15 protein-coding genes are annotated in these 13733 nt (G+C 43.6%); 9 read left to right on the top strand and 6 right to left on the bottom strand.

The window, feature by feature from the left end; all coding sequences use genetic code 11:
- The first annotated feature begins 48 nt into the window (after positions 1-48).
- Positions 49-447, top strand: a complete 399-nt coding sequence (locus tag FN831_RS05405; protein WP_142527179.1) for a VOC family protein — start codon at positions 49-51, stop codon at positions 445-447.
- Here the strand turns inward: FN831_RS05405 and FN831_RS05400 are convergent, their stop codons facing one another.
- Positions 448-969 carry an aromatic acid exporter family protein gene (locus FN831_RS05400; protein WP_142527178.1) on the bottom strand — a complete coding sequence of 174 codons (522 nt, stop codon included), beginning with the start codon at positions 967-969 and terminating at the stop codon, positions 448-450.
- Between the two features lie 143 nt (positions 970-1112).
- Between FN831_RS05400 and FN831_RS05395 the strand changes: the two genes are divergently transcribed.
- A complete protein-coding gene (locus FN831_RS05395) occupies positions 1113-2126 on the top strand; it encodes a proline iminopeptidase-family hydrolase (RefSeq protein WP_142527177.1) in 1014 nt (337 codons plus the stop codon).
- A gap of 98 nt (positions 2127-2224) precedes the next feature.
- Here the strand turns inward: FN831_RS05395 and FN831_RS05390 are convergent, their stop codons facing one another.
- Positions 2225-3559 carry a Gfo/Idh/MocA family protein gene (locus tag FN831_RS05390; protein WP_142527176.1) on the bottom strand — a complete coding sequence of 445 codons (1335 nt, stop codon included), beginning with the start codon at positions 3557-3559 and terminating at the stop codon, positions 2225-2227.
- Positions 3560-3736: 177 nt separating this feature from the next.
- On the opposite strand from FN831_RS05390, the gene FN831_RS05385 reads away from it, so the two are divergent.
- Positions 3737-4339, top strand: coding sequence for a porin family protein (locus FN831_RS05385; RefSeq protein WP_142527175.1), 603 nt, complete (start codon positions 3737-3739; stop codon positions 4337-4339).
- A gap of 258 nt (positions 4340-4597) precedes the next feature.
- On the opposite strand, the gene FN831_RS05380 is transcribed toward FN831_RS05385, so the two are convergent.
- The gene (locus FN831_RS05380; protein WP_142527174.1) at positions 4598-5719 is read right to left on the bottom strand and encodes an FAD-dependent monooxygenase; all 1122 of its coding nucleotides are present in this window, start codon (positions 5717-5719) and stop codon (positions 4598-4600) included.
- A gap of 105 nt (positions 5720-5824) precedes the next feature.
- Here FN831_RS05380 and FN831_RS05375 point away from each other — a divergent pair, with 105 nt between their 5' ends.
- Positions 5825-6745, top strand: coding sequence for a helix-turn-helix transcriptional regulator (locus FN831_RS05375; RefSeq protein WP_221931276.1), 921 nt, complete (start codon positions 5825-5827; stop codon positions 6743-6745).
- A gap of 96 nt (positions 6746-6841) precedes the next feature.
- On the opposite strand, the gene FN831_RS05370 is transcribed toward FN831_RS05375, so the two are convergent.
- Complete coding sequence (locus FN831_RS05370) at positions 6842-7168, bottom strand: winged helix-turn-helix transcriptional regulator (RefSeq protein WP_142527173.1); 327 nt, start codon at positions 7166-7168, stop codon at positions 6842-6844.
- 108 nt (positions 7169-7276) lie between these two features.
- Between FN831_RS05370 and FN831_RS05365 the strand changes: the two genes are divergently transcribed.
- The 3 genes from FN831_RS05365 to FN831_RS05355 all read left to right on the top strand — a co-directional run bounded on the left by FN831_RS05365 (position 7277) and on the right by FN831_RS05355 (position 10065).
- Positions 7277-8275, top strand: a complete 999-nt coding sequence (locus FN831_RS05365; protein ID WP_142527172.1) for a YhdH/YhfP family quinone oxidoreductase — start codon at positions 7277-7279, stop codon at positions 8273-8275.
- Between the two features lie 105 nt (positions 8276-8380).
- Positions 8381-9262, top strand: a complete 882-nt coding sequence (locus FN831_RS05360) for a helix-turn-helix domain-containing protein (protein WP_142527171.1) — start codon at positions 8381-8383, stop codon at positions 9260-9262.
- Positions 9263-9327: 65 nt separating this feature from the next.
- Entirely contained in the window at positions 9328-10065 is a 738-nt protein-coding gene (locus FN831_RS05355; protein WP_142527170.1) for an SDR family oxidoreductase, read from the top strand.
- Between the two features lie 165 nt (positions 10066-10230).
- Here the strand turns inward: FN831_RS05355 and FN831_RS05350 are convergent, their stop codons facing one another.
- Complete coding sequence (locus FN831_RS05350) at positions 10231-10815, bottom strand: Crp/Fnr family transcriptional regulator (protein WP_142527169.1); 585 nt, start codon at positions 10813-10815, stop codon at positions 10231-10233.
- A gap of 398 nt (positions 10816-11213) precedes the next feature.
- Here FN831_RS05350 and FN831_RS05345 point away from each other — a divergent pair, with 398 nt between their 5' ends.
- Both FN831_RS05345 and FN831_RS05340 read left to right on the top strand, forming a co-directional pair.
- On the top strand, positions 11214-11735 hold the full coding sequence (locus FN831_RS05345) for a cupin domain-containing protein (RefSeq protein WP_142527168.1): 522 nt from the start codon (positions 11214-11216) through the stop codon (positions 11733-11735).
- A gap of 69 nt (positions 11736-11804) precedes the next feature.
- Positions 11805-12311 (top strand): cupin domain-containing protein, encoded by a 507-nt coding sequence (locus FN831_RS05340; protein WP_142527167.1) that lies wholly within the window; start codon positions 11805-11807, stop codon positions 12309-12311.
- 279 nt (positions 12312-12590) lie between these two features.
- Here FN831_RS05340 and FN831_RS05330 read toward each other — a convergent pair whose 3' ends face one another.
- Positions 12591-13676 (bottom strand): alpha/beta hydrolase, encoded by a 1086-nt coding sequence (locus FN831_RS05330; protein WP_142527166.1) that lies wholly within the window; start codon positions 13674-13676, stop codon positions 12591-12593.
- Between the last annotated feature and the right edge of the window lie 57 nt (positions 13677-13733).

Genomic DNA, 13733 nt, shown 5'->3' with positions numbered 1-13733 from the left:
GGAAATTGCTGCCAAGGTGCAATTGAATAAACATCTAGATGCTTTATCATGAAAAAAGTAACGGGTATTGGCGGCGTTTTCTTTAAATGTGAAGATCCGCAAAAAATGAACGAATGGTATTCAAAACACCTCGGCATTCCTGCAGGCCAATACGGCGCAACTTTCGAATGGCGGCAGGATGAAAACCCTGCGCAAACCGGCTCTACATCCTGGTCTACATTTCCGCAGGACACCAAATACTTCAATCCCTCAACCAAGCCCTTCATGATTAATTATAGGGTAGAGAATCTCGTTTCACTGGTAGCAGAACTAAAGAAAGACAATATTACCATTGTAGACGAGATTGCAGAATTTGACTACGGCAAGTTTATCCATATACTGGATCCCGAGGGCAATATCATAGAACTTTGGGAACCTGCCGCAGAACAGGATGGCGAGGCAGGTTAGTTAATTTTCTGAAGATATCCTATCCTCCGGGGATGAAACCACATCTTTCGGCAGCCAGAAGTCGAACATAACGGTAAGTACTATTGCTACTGCACAACCTGTCAGCAATGAGAATACACTTTGCAGAGGCCCGAACCAATGTATTGTACGTTCCTGTTGCAGCAGGACAATCACCAGTGCCGCCAGTGCAGGTTTAATCATTTCACCAAGGCCAGAGCCGTATCCCAGCACCACCACCAGAATTACACCAAAACTGAGCAGCCAGATTCCAGGTAAAGGCAGCAGCAGGAGAAAAAGCGCTATAGCACATCCCAGTACATTTGATAAAATTGCATCCACAGCCTGCTTCCTGCTGTTTTCAAATGATAATCCAAACAACACCGAAATCATAGCGAGGTCAAACTGATATTTTGGCCAAATGTTATAAAGGAAGTAACAGAGCGCAACTCCACTTCCACACTTGATGATAAAGATGGACTCAGCCATTCGCTCAGTCATTCTTTTTTGTCTTGTTTCTGGCATAAGAAAACGTTAAAGTGTCATCAAATTTCGATCTTCTCAAGCCAGGTTCTTCACAAGGAAACTGATAACTCCTATTACCATTCTAATAAACATCCCGCACATAAAACTGTAACTTTATCGAAAATACTTTTTCGAATCATCCTATGAAATTAAAATTTTTACTGGTGGCTGTGGCTACCCTATTGGCTTGTAAACAGCCGGAAAAACCTGTAATTCCCGCAAGAACATCAAAAACCGATACGATCAAAACCGGTGGCAATAAGCTGATCAGCGTTGATGGCAAGTATAAAGTTTGGACAAAAAAGGTTGGTGATGGAAAAATAAAGGTATTGCTTTTACACGGCGGGCCGGGCTTTTCACACGATTACATGGAATGCTTCGAAGATTTTCTGCCTAAACAAGGTATGGAAATCTATTATTATGATCAGCTGGGCTGCGGGAACTCTGATGTTCCGGCAGATACCTCATTATGGAACATCCCCCGGTATGTAGAGGAAGTTGAGCAGGTTCGCAAGGGCCTCGGGCTGGACAACTTTTATATCCTTGGGCATTCCTGGGGCGGACTGCTCGCTATGGAATACCTGGACAAGTACCAGTCGCACGTAAAAGGCGCAGTTTTTTCAAACATGACTGCGGGTATAAAGGATTTCACAGACTACTCCGAGACCCTGAAATCAAAGCTGTTCACAGCAAAAGATAAAGCTCTTTATGATTCTCTGGACAGGCGTAAAGCTTATTCCTCGCCTTTATATACGGACCTGCTCATGAACAAGCTCTACAGCCAGGTCATTTGCCGCATCCCCATAGCACAATGGCCGGAACCCCTGCTTAGAGGATTTAAAAAAGTGAATACAACGGTTTATATGCAGATGCAGGGCGTCGACGAATTCCATGTCACCGGGAATTTTAAGAACTGGGATTTCTGGAGCAGGCTGCCAAACATTAAGATTCCTGTGCTGGTACTGGGCGGACAATATGATGAGATGAATCCTGCAAGCATGAAAAAAGAGGGGCGGCTATTACCTGACAGCCGGACTTACCTTTGCCCCGAAGGGAGCCACATGGCGATGTACGATGATCAGGAGCGCTACTTCAATGCTCTTACCTCCTTCTTAAAGGAGGTTGATGCCGGAACATTTAAGGCAGATCAGAAATAGATAGTGATCAGTTTGAAGCGTACATTGATCACCACTCAGTGGTAATCAATGTATGCAAAAAACGTCTGCTGATACTCCATTTTAAAATTAGCCGATGTCTAATCCATTTCTGGTTCTGCACCATGGGTACCTTGCCCGGCATTTCTAATGATTTTTACTGGTTTTCCTTCCCTTGCAGACTCGTATATGGCTTCCATCAGCAAATGATCCTTCAAGCCTTCTTCGCCTGGTGTAAATGGCCGCTTGTTATTGATGGTACAATCCGAAAAATGGTCCATTTCTGCCGCGAACTGATTGGTCTCCGCAATCCCGATTTCCTCCTGCTTTTCCATTTTGCCTTCAGCATGGGCCGTTTGCAGCTTCTGGCCTTTGTAGGCATAAGCCTTATCCATATTTAACCATCCCTTTTCGCACAATACGCGGTAATGGCGGCTTTCATGAACATTATAGTCAGAGGATGAACTGGCGATTACCCCACTGGGGAATTTCATCTGCCAGGAAATCAATTCCTCTACTTCTGCAAAAAGCGGATTTCCGGGAGTGCTGTACTGGTAGGCAAAAACCTCCGTAGGTTCTTCTCCCAAAATAAACCTGTTGGTGTTCAGGCAGTATAATCCTATATCCGGCAATGATCCGCCGCCGGCTAAAGCTTTCTTGTGGCGCCAGTGTGCAGGGTTGGCACTGCCCTGAGAATTGGAAGCCTCAATATATTTGACCGCACCAAATGTTTTGTTTTGCACAAGCTCGCGTACTTTCCTGTTGTGTGGCTGGTACTGGATCCGGTAGGCAATCATCAGCTTTACTTTTGCAGCATTACATGCCTCTATCATTTCTTCGCATTCCCTGGAAGAGATGGCCATTGGTTTCTCGCACAGGATATGCTTGCCTGCTTTGGCGCCGCGGATTACATATTCTTTGTGGAGGGCATTTGGCAAAACGATGTAAATGACGTCTACTTCTTTATTGCTTTTCAGCTGATCGTAAGTTTGATAGCTGTAGCAGTTTTCAGTCTTGATACCATACTGTGCCGCTACCTTTTTCATTTTATCGGGGCTGCCGCTCACCAGGGCGGTCAGCTTTGATTTTTTACAGATGCTGAGTGCGGGCAGGATTTCCTCAAGTGCCAGATGGCCCAGTCCTACTACGGCGTATCTTATACGACGAGCCGGAGGCAGCGGCGTTGGGGTTGGGCCCGACTGCTGGTCAACATCTGATTTCCAGGCTTCCAGTACAATCGGTTCTTCTACCCCGGCAGGTATGCTTGCAGGGGGCGAAACCGCTTTTTTAGATGTTTGCGCCAATACATCACTTTGCAGGATCCCGGTCGCGATCAACGAACCGGCTGCGCCTGCAGCGACAGATTTTCCGGTCAGTGATAAAAAGTCTTTGCGGGAAATGTTGCCATCTTTGGTGTTAGTTTCATGCTCTTTCATTAGTCAAATCTTCATAGGTTATAAGTTTAACCAATGTCAGAGTTGAATGTTTTGTTACTGCTGATTTCTATTTTCTCACGGTAGCATGGTTTGATTATAAATTTCGGCTAAGAAAATTATTGAAAAGTCAGTAAGGGTAAAGAAGTTTAGGCGTGTTCTAAAGAAAACATAAAATCGATGAGAACACTTAAATTTAAAAATTTCAGTAATAAAAGTATGCAACTACTTGGTACGGCAGTCCTTTTTATGGCTGCCACAGGTTCAGTAAAAGCACAGTCGAGCCCTGATTTTACTTTCGGAGTTAAATCAGGTATCAATCTGTCTACCCTGGCGAACGGATTAATAGACATGTCTGACAGAAAAGGAAAAGCAGGTTTTAATGCAGGAATATTTGCCAGAGTTGGGAGTAAGATCTACTTTCAGCCAGAGCTTAATTATATTACATTTAGTAACGAATACACTTTCAATTCCAAAACCTACACACCTAAATTCAAAGATTTGAATGTTCCTTTGATGGTAGGCTACAGGATCATAGATAAGGGAGATCTGATTCTACGGGCATCAGCAGGGCCTGACCTGTATTACAACCTAAAAGATCAGGTTTCACCAGTTGATTCCAAGTATAAAAGAACAAGCGTAGGTGGCGTGTTAAATGTAGGTATTGATCTGGGCAAGTTTACTATTGATACGCGTAACAGTATTGGCTTCACTAAGCTCAATAAGGATTTTGGACAAAAACCAAATATTTTTAGCCTTAGCGTAGGATACAAATTTTTGTAAAACCTGCCAAAACAGTAATTCTTCAATTTGCCTTTTCTTGCAATAAAATAATTTGACATTACCGGCATTTGCCTGCACCTTGCCGGTGAGTCCGACCTTAGAGCGAGATGATAGCAAAATAGCTGCGACAAAACCCCTAAAAACTCGCTCTAATACCGCTGGCATCTTGCTCCAACCTTGGACTCACCGGCAAGGTACAGGCAACTAACATCTGTATCAAATAAGAACTGATCAATTAATCGTTATACACTTTTACTATTATTGCCCTTCTTTTTCCTCATTTACCCAAGCTGTAATTGATGCCCGAAGTTCATCCTCCGTTTCAGGTAACTGAACTTTTAAGCTATGCTCAACGCGTGCCTGAACGCTCTCCACGAAAGGTTTAAACTGATCATTGTATATTGCAAAAGCACTTTCGTGATCGTCACTGGCATGAAGTGCCTTGGCAAGTAAGGTTGCGCCCTGCATAGCAAGACTGGTACCCATCCCGGTAAAAAAGCTCGGCGCGTATGCGGCATCACCTATCAGCGCTACCCTCCCCTTTGTCCAGCCCGGCATATGAATCTGACAGGCTTCATCAAAATAAAGATCATCAGCATGAAGCATCGCCTCCAGGATTACCGGGATCTTCCAGTTGTTATTACCAGAAAAATATTCGTGCAAAATCTCCCTTGGTCGTTGGCGATCCCTGTAATGCCAGTCCAGTTTGGGCGCCCGGAAAACAAGGATAGCATTTACCCCATTTTGAAACTGATAGAACACGGCCTGTTTGCCCAGCTCGCGATATACAACACCTGCCGATTCTGCTCTGCCTGTTTGTATCTGATCCGTAGCAGCAAATGCAAAGTAAACACCCAGAAACTTTTTAAAGTCTTCCTCAGGCCCGAAAGCAAGTCTTCTTACCGTAGAATGGGTGCCATCCGCTCCGAATACAAAATCAAATGTTTTAGGTTCACCTTTTTCAAAAGATACCTCCACATGATCCTCGTGCTGGACCAATGTTGATATACTATTTCCAAAAATAATTTCAACTTCATCTTTTGGAATAGCCTTATAGATAATTTTTACCAGATCACCACGGTGAATTTCAATATCGCCCAGATACTCCGGCAAATTATTTATTGCAAATTTAACCAGTGTTTGATCTTCAGCATCCACGATCTCATCTGTATGGACAAATTCATGGGCTTTAATCTGGTCATATATCCCCATTTCCCTGGCAATGTCCAAGGCTTCGCCACGTACATCGATAGGTGACCCGGATATTCTGAGTTCATTGCCCGCTTCTATTACGGTTACGCCATATCCAAATTTGTTCAGCCAGTACGCCAAAGTTAATCCCGCAAAGCTGGCGCCGGATATTAATACCTGTTTTTTCATAAATTCAATTTTATTTGACTGTAATTCATTTGTACAAGGCAAAACTAATTGTAGTTTTACGGGTAAAATATTCGATAAACAATTATTTTTAATCGAAAAAAAAAAATGAATCGACAAGAAGACGAATATGCAAATAGCGATATTCAGCAATTCACCAGCAAACTGGGTTTAGTCTTAGAAAATGTATTGCAACATTTTCAGATTAACTTCTTCAAGGGATTTACCTTTATGCCTGAAATGGCCATGCACTTCGGGTCTTTTTTAACCATAAGCGATTTTACCCGTGTAACAGGCCAGTCTGATATCACAGACGGTATCGGTTTTGTGTTTCACAATATCTTTTTGGATCATGTGCAGGGCGGAAATGATCAGAATAAAACCAGCGCTCCCATGGAGCCGCCTTATGTGCGAATCTTTCCATATGAGATCCGCCAAACGATGCATTTTAAAAAAAACACCCAGGTAACACATGTCTCCATCAGCATCAGTGCAGCGTATTTAAGAAGCTTTTTAAAAGAAGAATCTAAACACTTCGAGTACCTTTTTGATAGTGCTAATAGTTTCTGGATAGAGGAACTGATGAACGATGACATTTTACGCAGCGTAAACGACATCGTAAAAAAGGAAGAGCCGGGCACGATGAGTAGTTTTTATTACAAAATCAAAGCGATGGAATTGCTCTTTCACCTTTTTGAGAGCTTGAAAAAGCGTGAAAATTTCGTTGGCCAGCAACTGAACGCGAAGGAGATTCGGGCTATTTATCAGGTTCGGGACAAAATTGTATCGTCATTGAGCCAGCCAAGTACTATAGCTGAATTAAAGCAAATTGCAGGTATGAATGAATTGAAGCTCCGCAAATTGTTTAAGCAGATATTTGGCATGGGGATCTACGATTATTATCAGCACTTGCGTATGATAGAAGCCGCACGGCTTTTGCGCGAAGAAAATTTATCAGTATCAGAAGCTGGCTTTCAAATGGGTTTCGAGAACCTGGGTCACTTTACGAAAGTATTTGAAAACACATAGGGAATAAGCCAAAAAAATATGCTCAGAGTTTCAGCATTACAAGCCCCCGCGGCCACATCCTGACTAAGCCATCCTGATCGGTTCTCCGATGTCTGCTCAATTGCGCTCAAGATGTATATAACCCCATTTCCTCATTTCACGGATGATGGGATATAAGCTTTTGCCATATTCTGTTAGTGAGTATTCTACCCGCGGAGGCACCTCTCCAAATACCTCACGTGAGATAATCCCATCCTTTTCCAGTTCATCCAGTTGCCTGGATATCATCCGCTCACTAATCGTTGGCAATGTCCGCTTCATTTCACTGAACCTGTTACGGCCTTTTTCGATCATTACAATGATCGTGGTTTTACATTTGCCCTTGATCACCTTTAAAAAGGCATCAGACGGACAGGTCATTTCAACATCATTCAATTCTGTCATAAAATTTTCTCGCTGAGTATCAGTAATACTATACTTTGTTTCCGTAACGGAATATTTTGTAAGCTGTTGCTTATCAACGATAAACTGCACAACTTTACAACAAAAATCATGAATTTAACCTACAAAGCACTGCAAGTTACGGAAGCCGGCGGCCAATACCTAACAAATATCGTGACCCTAAACACCGCAGATCTTCCGAAGGCGGACGTGATTATAAAAGTTGACTATTCCTCCGTTAACTACAAGGACGCGCTTTCTGCTTCAGGCAACAAAGGCATAACCCGATCGTATCCTCATGTTCCCGGTGTGGATGCCGCAGGTACAGTCATATCTTCCAACGCTGCCGGTATAAATACCGGGGATAAAGTTCTGGTAACCGGATTTGACCTGGGCATGAACACACCCGGGGGATTTGGTCAGTATATATCTGTACCTGCCGGATGGGTTGTTCCGCTCCCCCCACATATGACTGAGGAGGAAGCGATGAGCCTGGGTACAGCGGGTTTAACCGCCGCGCTTTCTGTTCAACAACTGCTATTGTGCGGCATCAGGCCCGAGGACGGACCGGTTGTCGTGACCGGTGCCGGCGGTGGTGTCGGCAGCATAGCTATCGCTATTTTGAGTAAACTTGGTTACAGTGTTACGGCAGTGACGGGCAAGCCAGATACTAAGTTTTTTAAAGATCTTCTGGGCGCTACTGAAATCATTTCGCGGGAGCAATTTACCGTGCAGCTCGATAAAAAGCCATTGTCTTCCCCCCTCTTCGCCGGCGGTATTGACACCGTTGGTGGCAGCATCCTGTCCGCGCTGCTCAAATCTATAAAATATGGAGCGACGGTTACCTGCTGTGGGATGGTCGCCTCTGCTGACGTAAATACGAGCATTTTTCCTTTTATATTGAGGGGAATAAAGCTTGCCGGTATCGATTCAGTAGAATTACCACTGCATGCAAGGTTGCCAATCTGGAATAAACTTGCAGATGAATGGAAACCCCTGCAATTGGGACAGTTTACCCGCATTATAGGCATTGAAGAACTGCCGGAAGAATTAGACAGGGCCAGGAATGGAAACGCCAGAGGAAGGGTTCTTGTGCAGCACGCACACTGATGATCTGATAAGGGTTCAGCACCACCAGGGACGCCTCGATTTATGACAGACCTGTGTTGGAAACGAAAAGTAACAAAGCTTAAATTTGAATATAAATGAGATCAAATGGAAGAAACTATTGGCTTGCTGGAAAAAATAAGGCACCATGAAAAAGTATGTATTGCACTCAATGAAAATTGTGCTATAGCCTTGCCCGAAGATGTGATCCGGGTACTCCGAAAACCTCACCGGTTGTCATTCTATTATTTCCAGTACCTCGTTAAAGGTACCGCAACATTCAGTACCGACCTTGATGATTTTACCATCAATGACGGAGAACTGGTTTTCGGCCTGCCAAACCAGATCTTTACCAAATTACCTTATGATAAAGATAAGCCGCAATATGCACTTTCCTTTGATGAGGATACGCTGAAACTGCTACCCGTGTCATATCCGTTTCTGCTAAATCCATATAATGTCAATACCATTAAATTTGATCCGGCTGCTCAGCAGCGGATCAAAAATCTGCTATCCGGGCTTTTCCAGTTGCTTCATGCTCCGGGAAAGCAAAAAAAGGCCGACGTAATCCTGGCACACCTGCACACGCTGCTCACAGAATATGATAATTCCTATTTTGAGCAGTACCAGGTTCAGGGAGCAAATACCGGCTTTAAACTTTCAAAATACATTGCTTTCAAAATAGCGGTAGAAGAAACGCTGACAGAGCAGCATGATGTACAGCACATTGCAGATAAGCTGGCGCTGGCCTCCGGTACACTTTATGGGATTGTCAAAGAATATGCCGGCGTGTCCCCTAAAGAATGGATTACCGGTCGTCTGATGCTGGAAGCTCAGCGAAAGCTCCAATACTCAAAGACCTCCGTAAAGGAACTCGCTTATGAACTGGGTTACAACGACCCTGCATATTTCTCCCGTCTCTTTAAGAAAAGCACCGGCAAGAGCGTGAGCCGCTATCTTGCCGACCTGAACGATTTGTCCAGCAATTAAGAAGATTCGTCCAACTTGACTGTTTCCCGCGATACTACCTTCGCCTTCATCAAATTGATATGGATATGAAAACAGCATTGGTAACAGGAGCCAACAAAGGTATTGGCTTTGAAACAGCAAAAATATTAGCGCAGCAGGGATTTTTTGTTTATTTGGGATGCCGTTCCGCTGAGAACGGACAGGCTGCAGTTCAGCGACTAAAGACCGCTGGCTTAAACAACATTGAAGACATTTTACTCGACGTGACCGATCAGCGATCAGTAGACCAGGCGCGGAGGATCATTGGTGAAAAGACGGGCTGTCTGGATGTATTAGTAAATAATGCCGGTATATCAGGCATTTATGAACAATCAGCCTTAACAACACTGCCTGAGGATTACCTGACAGTCTTTGATACAAACGTTTTTGGTGTAGTTCGGGTTACTGAGGCTTTCATTGATCTGCTCAGGGGAGCGGCTGAACCAAGGATCGTGAATGTAACTACAGCTATGGCGTCGCTTACCTTGGCAGCAGATCTTTACGGGAACAGTTACCCGAAAAGGTATGTCGCCTACCAGTCTTCTAAATCGGCATTAAACATGTATACAGTGAATCTCGCTTATGAGCTTCGCGATACAAATTTTAAAGTGAATGCCGTCTGCCCGGGACATACGCAGACAGATTTTACCAGGCAGCAGGGAACGAGCAGCCCTGAACAGGCAGGCCAGCGTATCGCCAAATTTGCGCTGATCGGTCGTGACGGCCCTACCGGTCAGTTCTTCAGCGAGGAATATTTTCCTGAACCGGCAAACTGCCCCTGGTAAATATCAAAACTGAGTTTGCCTCAGTTGAGATAAGTTTTACAACATCAGGCAGCTAACTTATTGAGGCAAGAGAAGTATTTTCAGGAATGAACTTAGTCTGACTATAATCAGCGTGCCGCTATAATAGGAAACTTACGACTTGAAGGGCTTAAGTGATTCTGTTAATCATGAATGCCTGTGATTTAAGGCATCCAGCAGTTTGATCCTGCTCAGAGATTCGGGTTTAATGCCTAAATATGATGCAATATGATACTGAGGAATGACCTGTTCAATTCCGGGATACTGAATGAGCATATCTCTCATACGTTCCGCAGCGGTTTGCTTAAGAAAGGACATTTCCCGCCTGCATTTACGAATCATGATAAATTCCGCGATATACTTGCCCAATCGCAGCCATTCAGCGTCGGCACTGATCAGTTCCTCATATTGCTGGCGGTTAATGCAAAATACTTCACAGTCGGTCATCGCCTCAAAATAGCTTTGTGTTGGTGTCTGCGTAAGAAAACTTGCGTAGGCGCCCACAAAATACTTCTCAAAATAAAAATCTGTATTGCGCTCGTAATCCCCTCTGATCACAAAGGAGCGCATCAAGCCTGAATTGATGAAGGCCATGAAGTTGCAGACAACACCAGGTGAGATCAGCATCTCTTTCCTGCGTATGATGCTAACGTCCATTATTTCTGTAAAATGCTGAAAGTGACTTTCAGTTAAACCGATCTTGTTGATAAAAATGTCATGAAGATTGTTCATCCTGGTATTCTTTTGATGATTTTTATATTAAATCTGCTTATTACCTAACGGTTGCAATCAATAAACATCTCCTGAGACTAAACGTATATTTAGAAGCTCCATGCTCATGTTCTTTTGCAGCATAAAGTTACCAAAAATAACTTTTACACTCCATGTTTGCCACTGCATCTTTAAGCTTAAAAATTTGCATATGGTAGGAAAAAACTTTTATTGAGGAAAGTGGGTATACGCTTACGTAAAAGGATTTTTAAAAGGATCTGATTTATTAACCGAGGTGCATTAACCATAGCTTCTACGATGATAATTTTGTGTCACTATATAATACTTAATACAATGATTATGAAAAACAAAATTTCTTACTCAGTTGCTTCTGCAATGAAACCTAATTTAAAAGCGCCATGAAAACACGCGGATATATAAAGCTGATGAGTTCAGTTGACAGTAATAAAAACAGTACAATTGAGCTTAATATTCTTCCGGGAGAGAGAACTCCCTGGCATTTCCATACTTTATTCTCAGAGACATTTGCGGTCTTAAAAGGAACCCTGGAAGTAGGCAAAGGTAAAGACATCCTCCATTTAAAGCAGGGAGATCTGGCCACCATAAATCCGGGTGAAAATCATTATTATCATAATGTTTCTAACGAAGAATGTATAGTGACTACAACCGTTGATCCAGGAAATAAAAACTTCGAAAATGCGCTGTTTATTTTAAAAGGACTTGCGAACGATGGACTTGCCACAAATGCGGGAACACCTAAAAACTTTTCCGATTTGGTGTTGTTCGTTTACTTAAGCAATTCCAGAATGGTAGGCTTTCAGAAAATTGCTGAGCCAATATTTAAATTCTTTGCCAGGGCCGCTATTAAAAAAGGGCATCTGAACAAATTAATAGAAGAATATTGCAGTCAGGTCGTTTGAAAATAGCATTAGCCAATTATTTATTATAATGAAACGTTTTAATTTTATAACATTAAAAACTAAAATCATATGGATACTTCAAAACAGCCCCCTATTACAGTAGATCCAAAGGGCGGGAAAATATTATCAGTAGTAGGCGGTAATTACAGGATACTTGTTTCAGGCAAGCAAACCAACGGCGCTTTTTCCACTATCGAGATGCTGGTACCGCCACAAAACGGCCCGGGGCCTCATTCCCATGCTGATTTTTACGAATCTTTCTATATTGTTGATGGCGAAGTAGAAGTTCACTCCGAGGCGGGTACCTATACAGCAAAGAAGGGATCTTTCGTATTAGTGCCGGAAGGAGGAATAGTACATTATTTTAAAAATGTCAGCGATAAGGTAGCTCAATTGCTTTGTACAGTAGTGCCCGCCGGACTTGAGGAGTTCTTCGAAGAAATAGGAGAACCCGTAGCTGCTGGCGAGTTTCTTCCACCGCCACCAATGGACCCGGAATCAGTCAAAAGTTTAGGGTCCATTGCACAAAAGCACGGACAAGTGCTGTATCCGCCAAACTTTCTCGATCACAAATAAATAATCAAAGAGAACATCAAAATTCTTCATTTAAGAAGCTGTCTGTTAATAAAGTGAACCCCAACGTTTTTGTCCAACTTTGGGGTTCCTTCATAACCGGATTTATTTTCAAGGCCTGAATTAGAGTCCGGCCAGGTGTTTTTTTGCTAGTGTAACATAAACGAGCCCTATAACTTTAGGATCGTTTCCAGCTTGGGTGATCACGAACCCACACCAGGAATGGCCAACGAGAACTACATTGCCCATGCCTCTAAGTTTGATATATGAGGACAGGTAATCTTATTTCAGGTGTTTCAATTTTATCCATGAGCGTATGGACCTCGTCAGTTCGGCTTTACGTTCAAGGGTTACCCAGTGTCCTGATGGCTGGTCGGTCACGGTAAGGTCCGGACAAGCCTTTCGCATGGGATCTCCAATTTTACTCACATTTATATTTGAAAATGGTTCATACACATCGTTAATATATAAAACCGGCAGGCTTAGTTTTCCGCCATTGATAGCGGTTTTGGCAAAGGATATATTCGCGGCATCGTTCAGATAATAGGAGTCGCATGGACGAAATCCCGTTTTCCTGAACGCTGCAACCAGCACATCAAAATCAGCTCCAGGCCATAAAGCGGGATCAGGCTTTGCAGCTGGTGCGCGGTGTGCCGCTCCATAGCGCCCGCCCTTGGCAGTTACCATGGCTGAGGGCGACAATTTTCCAACTGATGAAGGGTTACCCTTCGTAAAGATAGATGCCAATGTTGCGGGAACATCAGTATCCATATCGCTAACGGCCTGATCAAAATGGGTGAGGTAAAAACGCCAGTAATCCCATTGCCCGTCAGGGTATTTACTGGCCGGATAAAGCTTCCTGTCAACGAAGGGTATCAAGTTCAGTAATGCCCAGCCATTCGGCAAATAGGGTACAGAGACCAGTACCACGCCCCTGCTCATCTTAGGGTAATGCGCTACAAGCGATGAAACTACAGGGCTTCCCCAATCGTGTCCAACCCAGATAGCGCGTTGCCCCCCCAAGTGGCTGTGGAGCTCTACCATGTCATTAACGATTTCTTTTATAGCGTAAGCTCCTTTTGCTGTGGGCACCGATGAATTGCCAAAACCCCGCAGGTCAGGAGCAATACACCGCCACCCTTCGGAAGCTAAGGCTTCCATTTGTGCCCGCCAGGCTAATCCGATCTCCGGCCAGCCGTGCACAAAGATCATTAATGGGCCGTTGGCTGGCCCGGCTTCCCAGTAATGTGTGGTAATGCGTTTAGAGGTATAAGTATGCGAAGTCAATATCGGTGCTTTTGCCTGTATGACAGGAGAATGAAGGAAGGAGATCAGCACTAATAAAAAGATTCTCTCTAAATTTTTCATAGTTTGGAATTTGTAGATTATAAACCAAATCTATCATCTTCCCGGCAGCATCGTACT

It is taken from the genome of Pedobacter westerhofensis (genome assembly GCF_900182595.1).
Lineage (GTDB): Bacteria > Bacteroidota > Bacteroidia > Sphingobacteriales > Sphingobacteriaceae > Pedobacter > Pedobacter westerhofensis.
Note: the sequence above shows the minus strand (reverse complement) of the source record. Positions and strands in the feature narration are given on the sequence as shown.

What these genes read in the sequence shown, in the direction of transcription:
- FN831_RS05350 (WP_142527169.1), bottom strand. Translation starts at nt 10,815, where the DNA reads ATGAACAATCTTCATGACATTTTTATCAACAAGATCGGTTTAACTGAA.
- FN831_RS05375 (WP_221931276.1), top strand. Translation starts at nt 5,825, where the DNA reads ATGAATCGACAAGAAGACGAATATGCAAATAGCGATATTCAGCAATTC.
- FN831_RS05370 (WP_142527173.1), bottom strand. Translation starts at nt 7,168, where the DNA reads ATGACAGAATTGAATGATGTTGAAATGACCTGTCCGTCTGATGCCTTT.
- FN831_RS05390 (WP_142527176.1), bottom strand. Translation starts at nt 3,559, where the DNA reads ATGAAAGAGCATGAAACTAACACCAAAGATGGCAACATTTCCCGCAAA.
- FN831_RS05365 (WP_142527172.1), top strand. Translation starts at nt 7,277, where the DNA reads ATGAATTTAACCTACAAAGCACTGCAAGTTACGGAAGCCGGCGGCCAA.
- FN831_RS05395 (WP_142527177.1), top strand. Translation starts at nt 1,113, where the DNA reads ATGAAATTAAAATTTTTACTGGTGGCTGTGGCTACCCTATTGGCTTGT.
- FN831_RS05405 (WP_142527179.1), top strand. Translation starts at nt 49, where the DNA reads ATGAAAAAAGTAACGGGTATTGGCGGCGTTTTCTTTAAATGTGAAGAT.
- FN831_RS05400 (WP_142527178.1), bottom strand. Translation starts at nt 969, where the DNA reads ATGCCAGAAACAAGACAAAAAAGAATGACTGAGCGAATGGCTGAGTCC.
- FN831_RS05380 (WP_142527174.1), bottom strand. Translation starts at nt 5,719, where the DNA reads ATGAAAAAACAGGTATTAATATCCGGCGCCAGCTTTGCGGGATTAACT.
- FN831_RS05340 (WP_142527167.1), top strand. Translation starts at nt 11,805, where the DNA reads ATGGATACTTCAAAACAGCCCCCTATTACAGTAGATCCAAAGGGCGGG.
- FN831_RS05355 (WP_142527170.1), top strand. Translation starts at nt 9,328, where the DNA reads ATGAAAACAGCATTGGTAACAGGAGCCAACAAAGGTATTGGCTTTGAA.
- FN831_RS05330 (WP_142527166.1), bottom strand. Translation starts at nt 13,676, where the DNA reads ATGAAAAATTTAGAGAGAATCTTTTTATTAGTGCTGATCTCCTTCCTT.
- FN831_RS05345 (WP_142527168.1), top strand. Translation starts at nt 11,214, where the DNA reads ATGAAAACACGCGGATATATAAAGCTGATGAGTTCAGTTGACAGTAAT.
- FN831_RS05385 (WP_142527175.1), top strand. Translation starts at nt 3,737, where the DNA reads ATGAGAACACTTAAATTTAAAAATTTCAGTAATAAAAGTATGCAACTA.
- FN831_RS05360 (WP_142527171.1), top strand. Translation starts at nt 8,381, where the DNA reads ATGGAAGAAACTATTGGCTTGCTGGAAAAAATAAGGCACCATGAAAAA.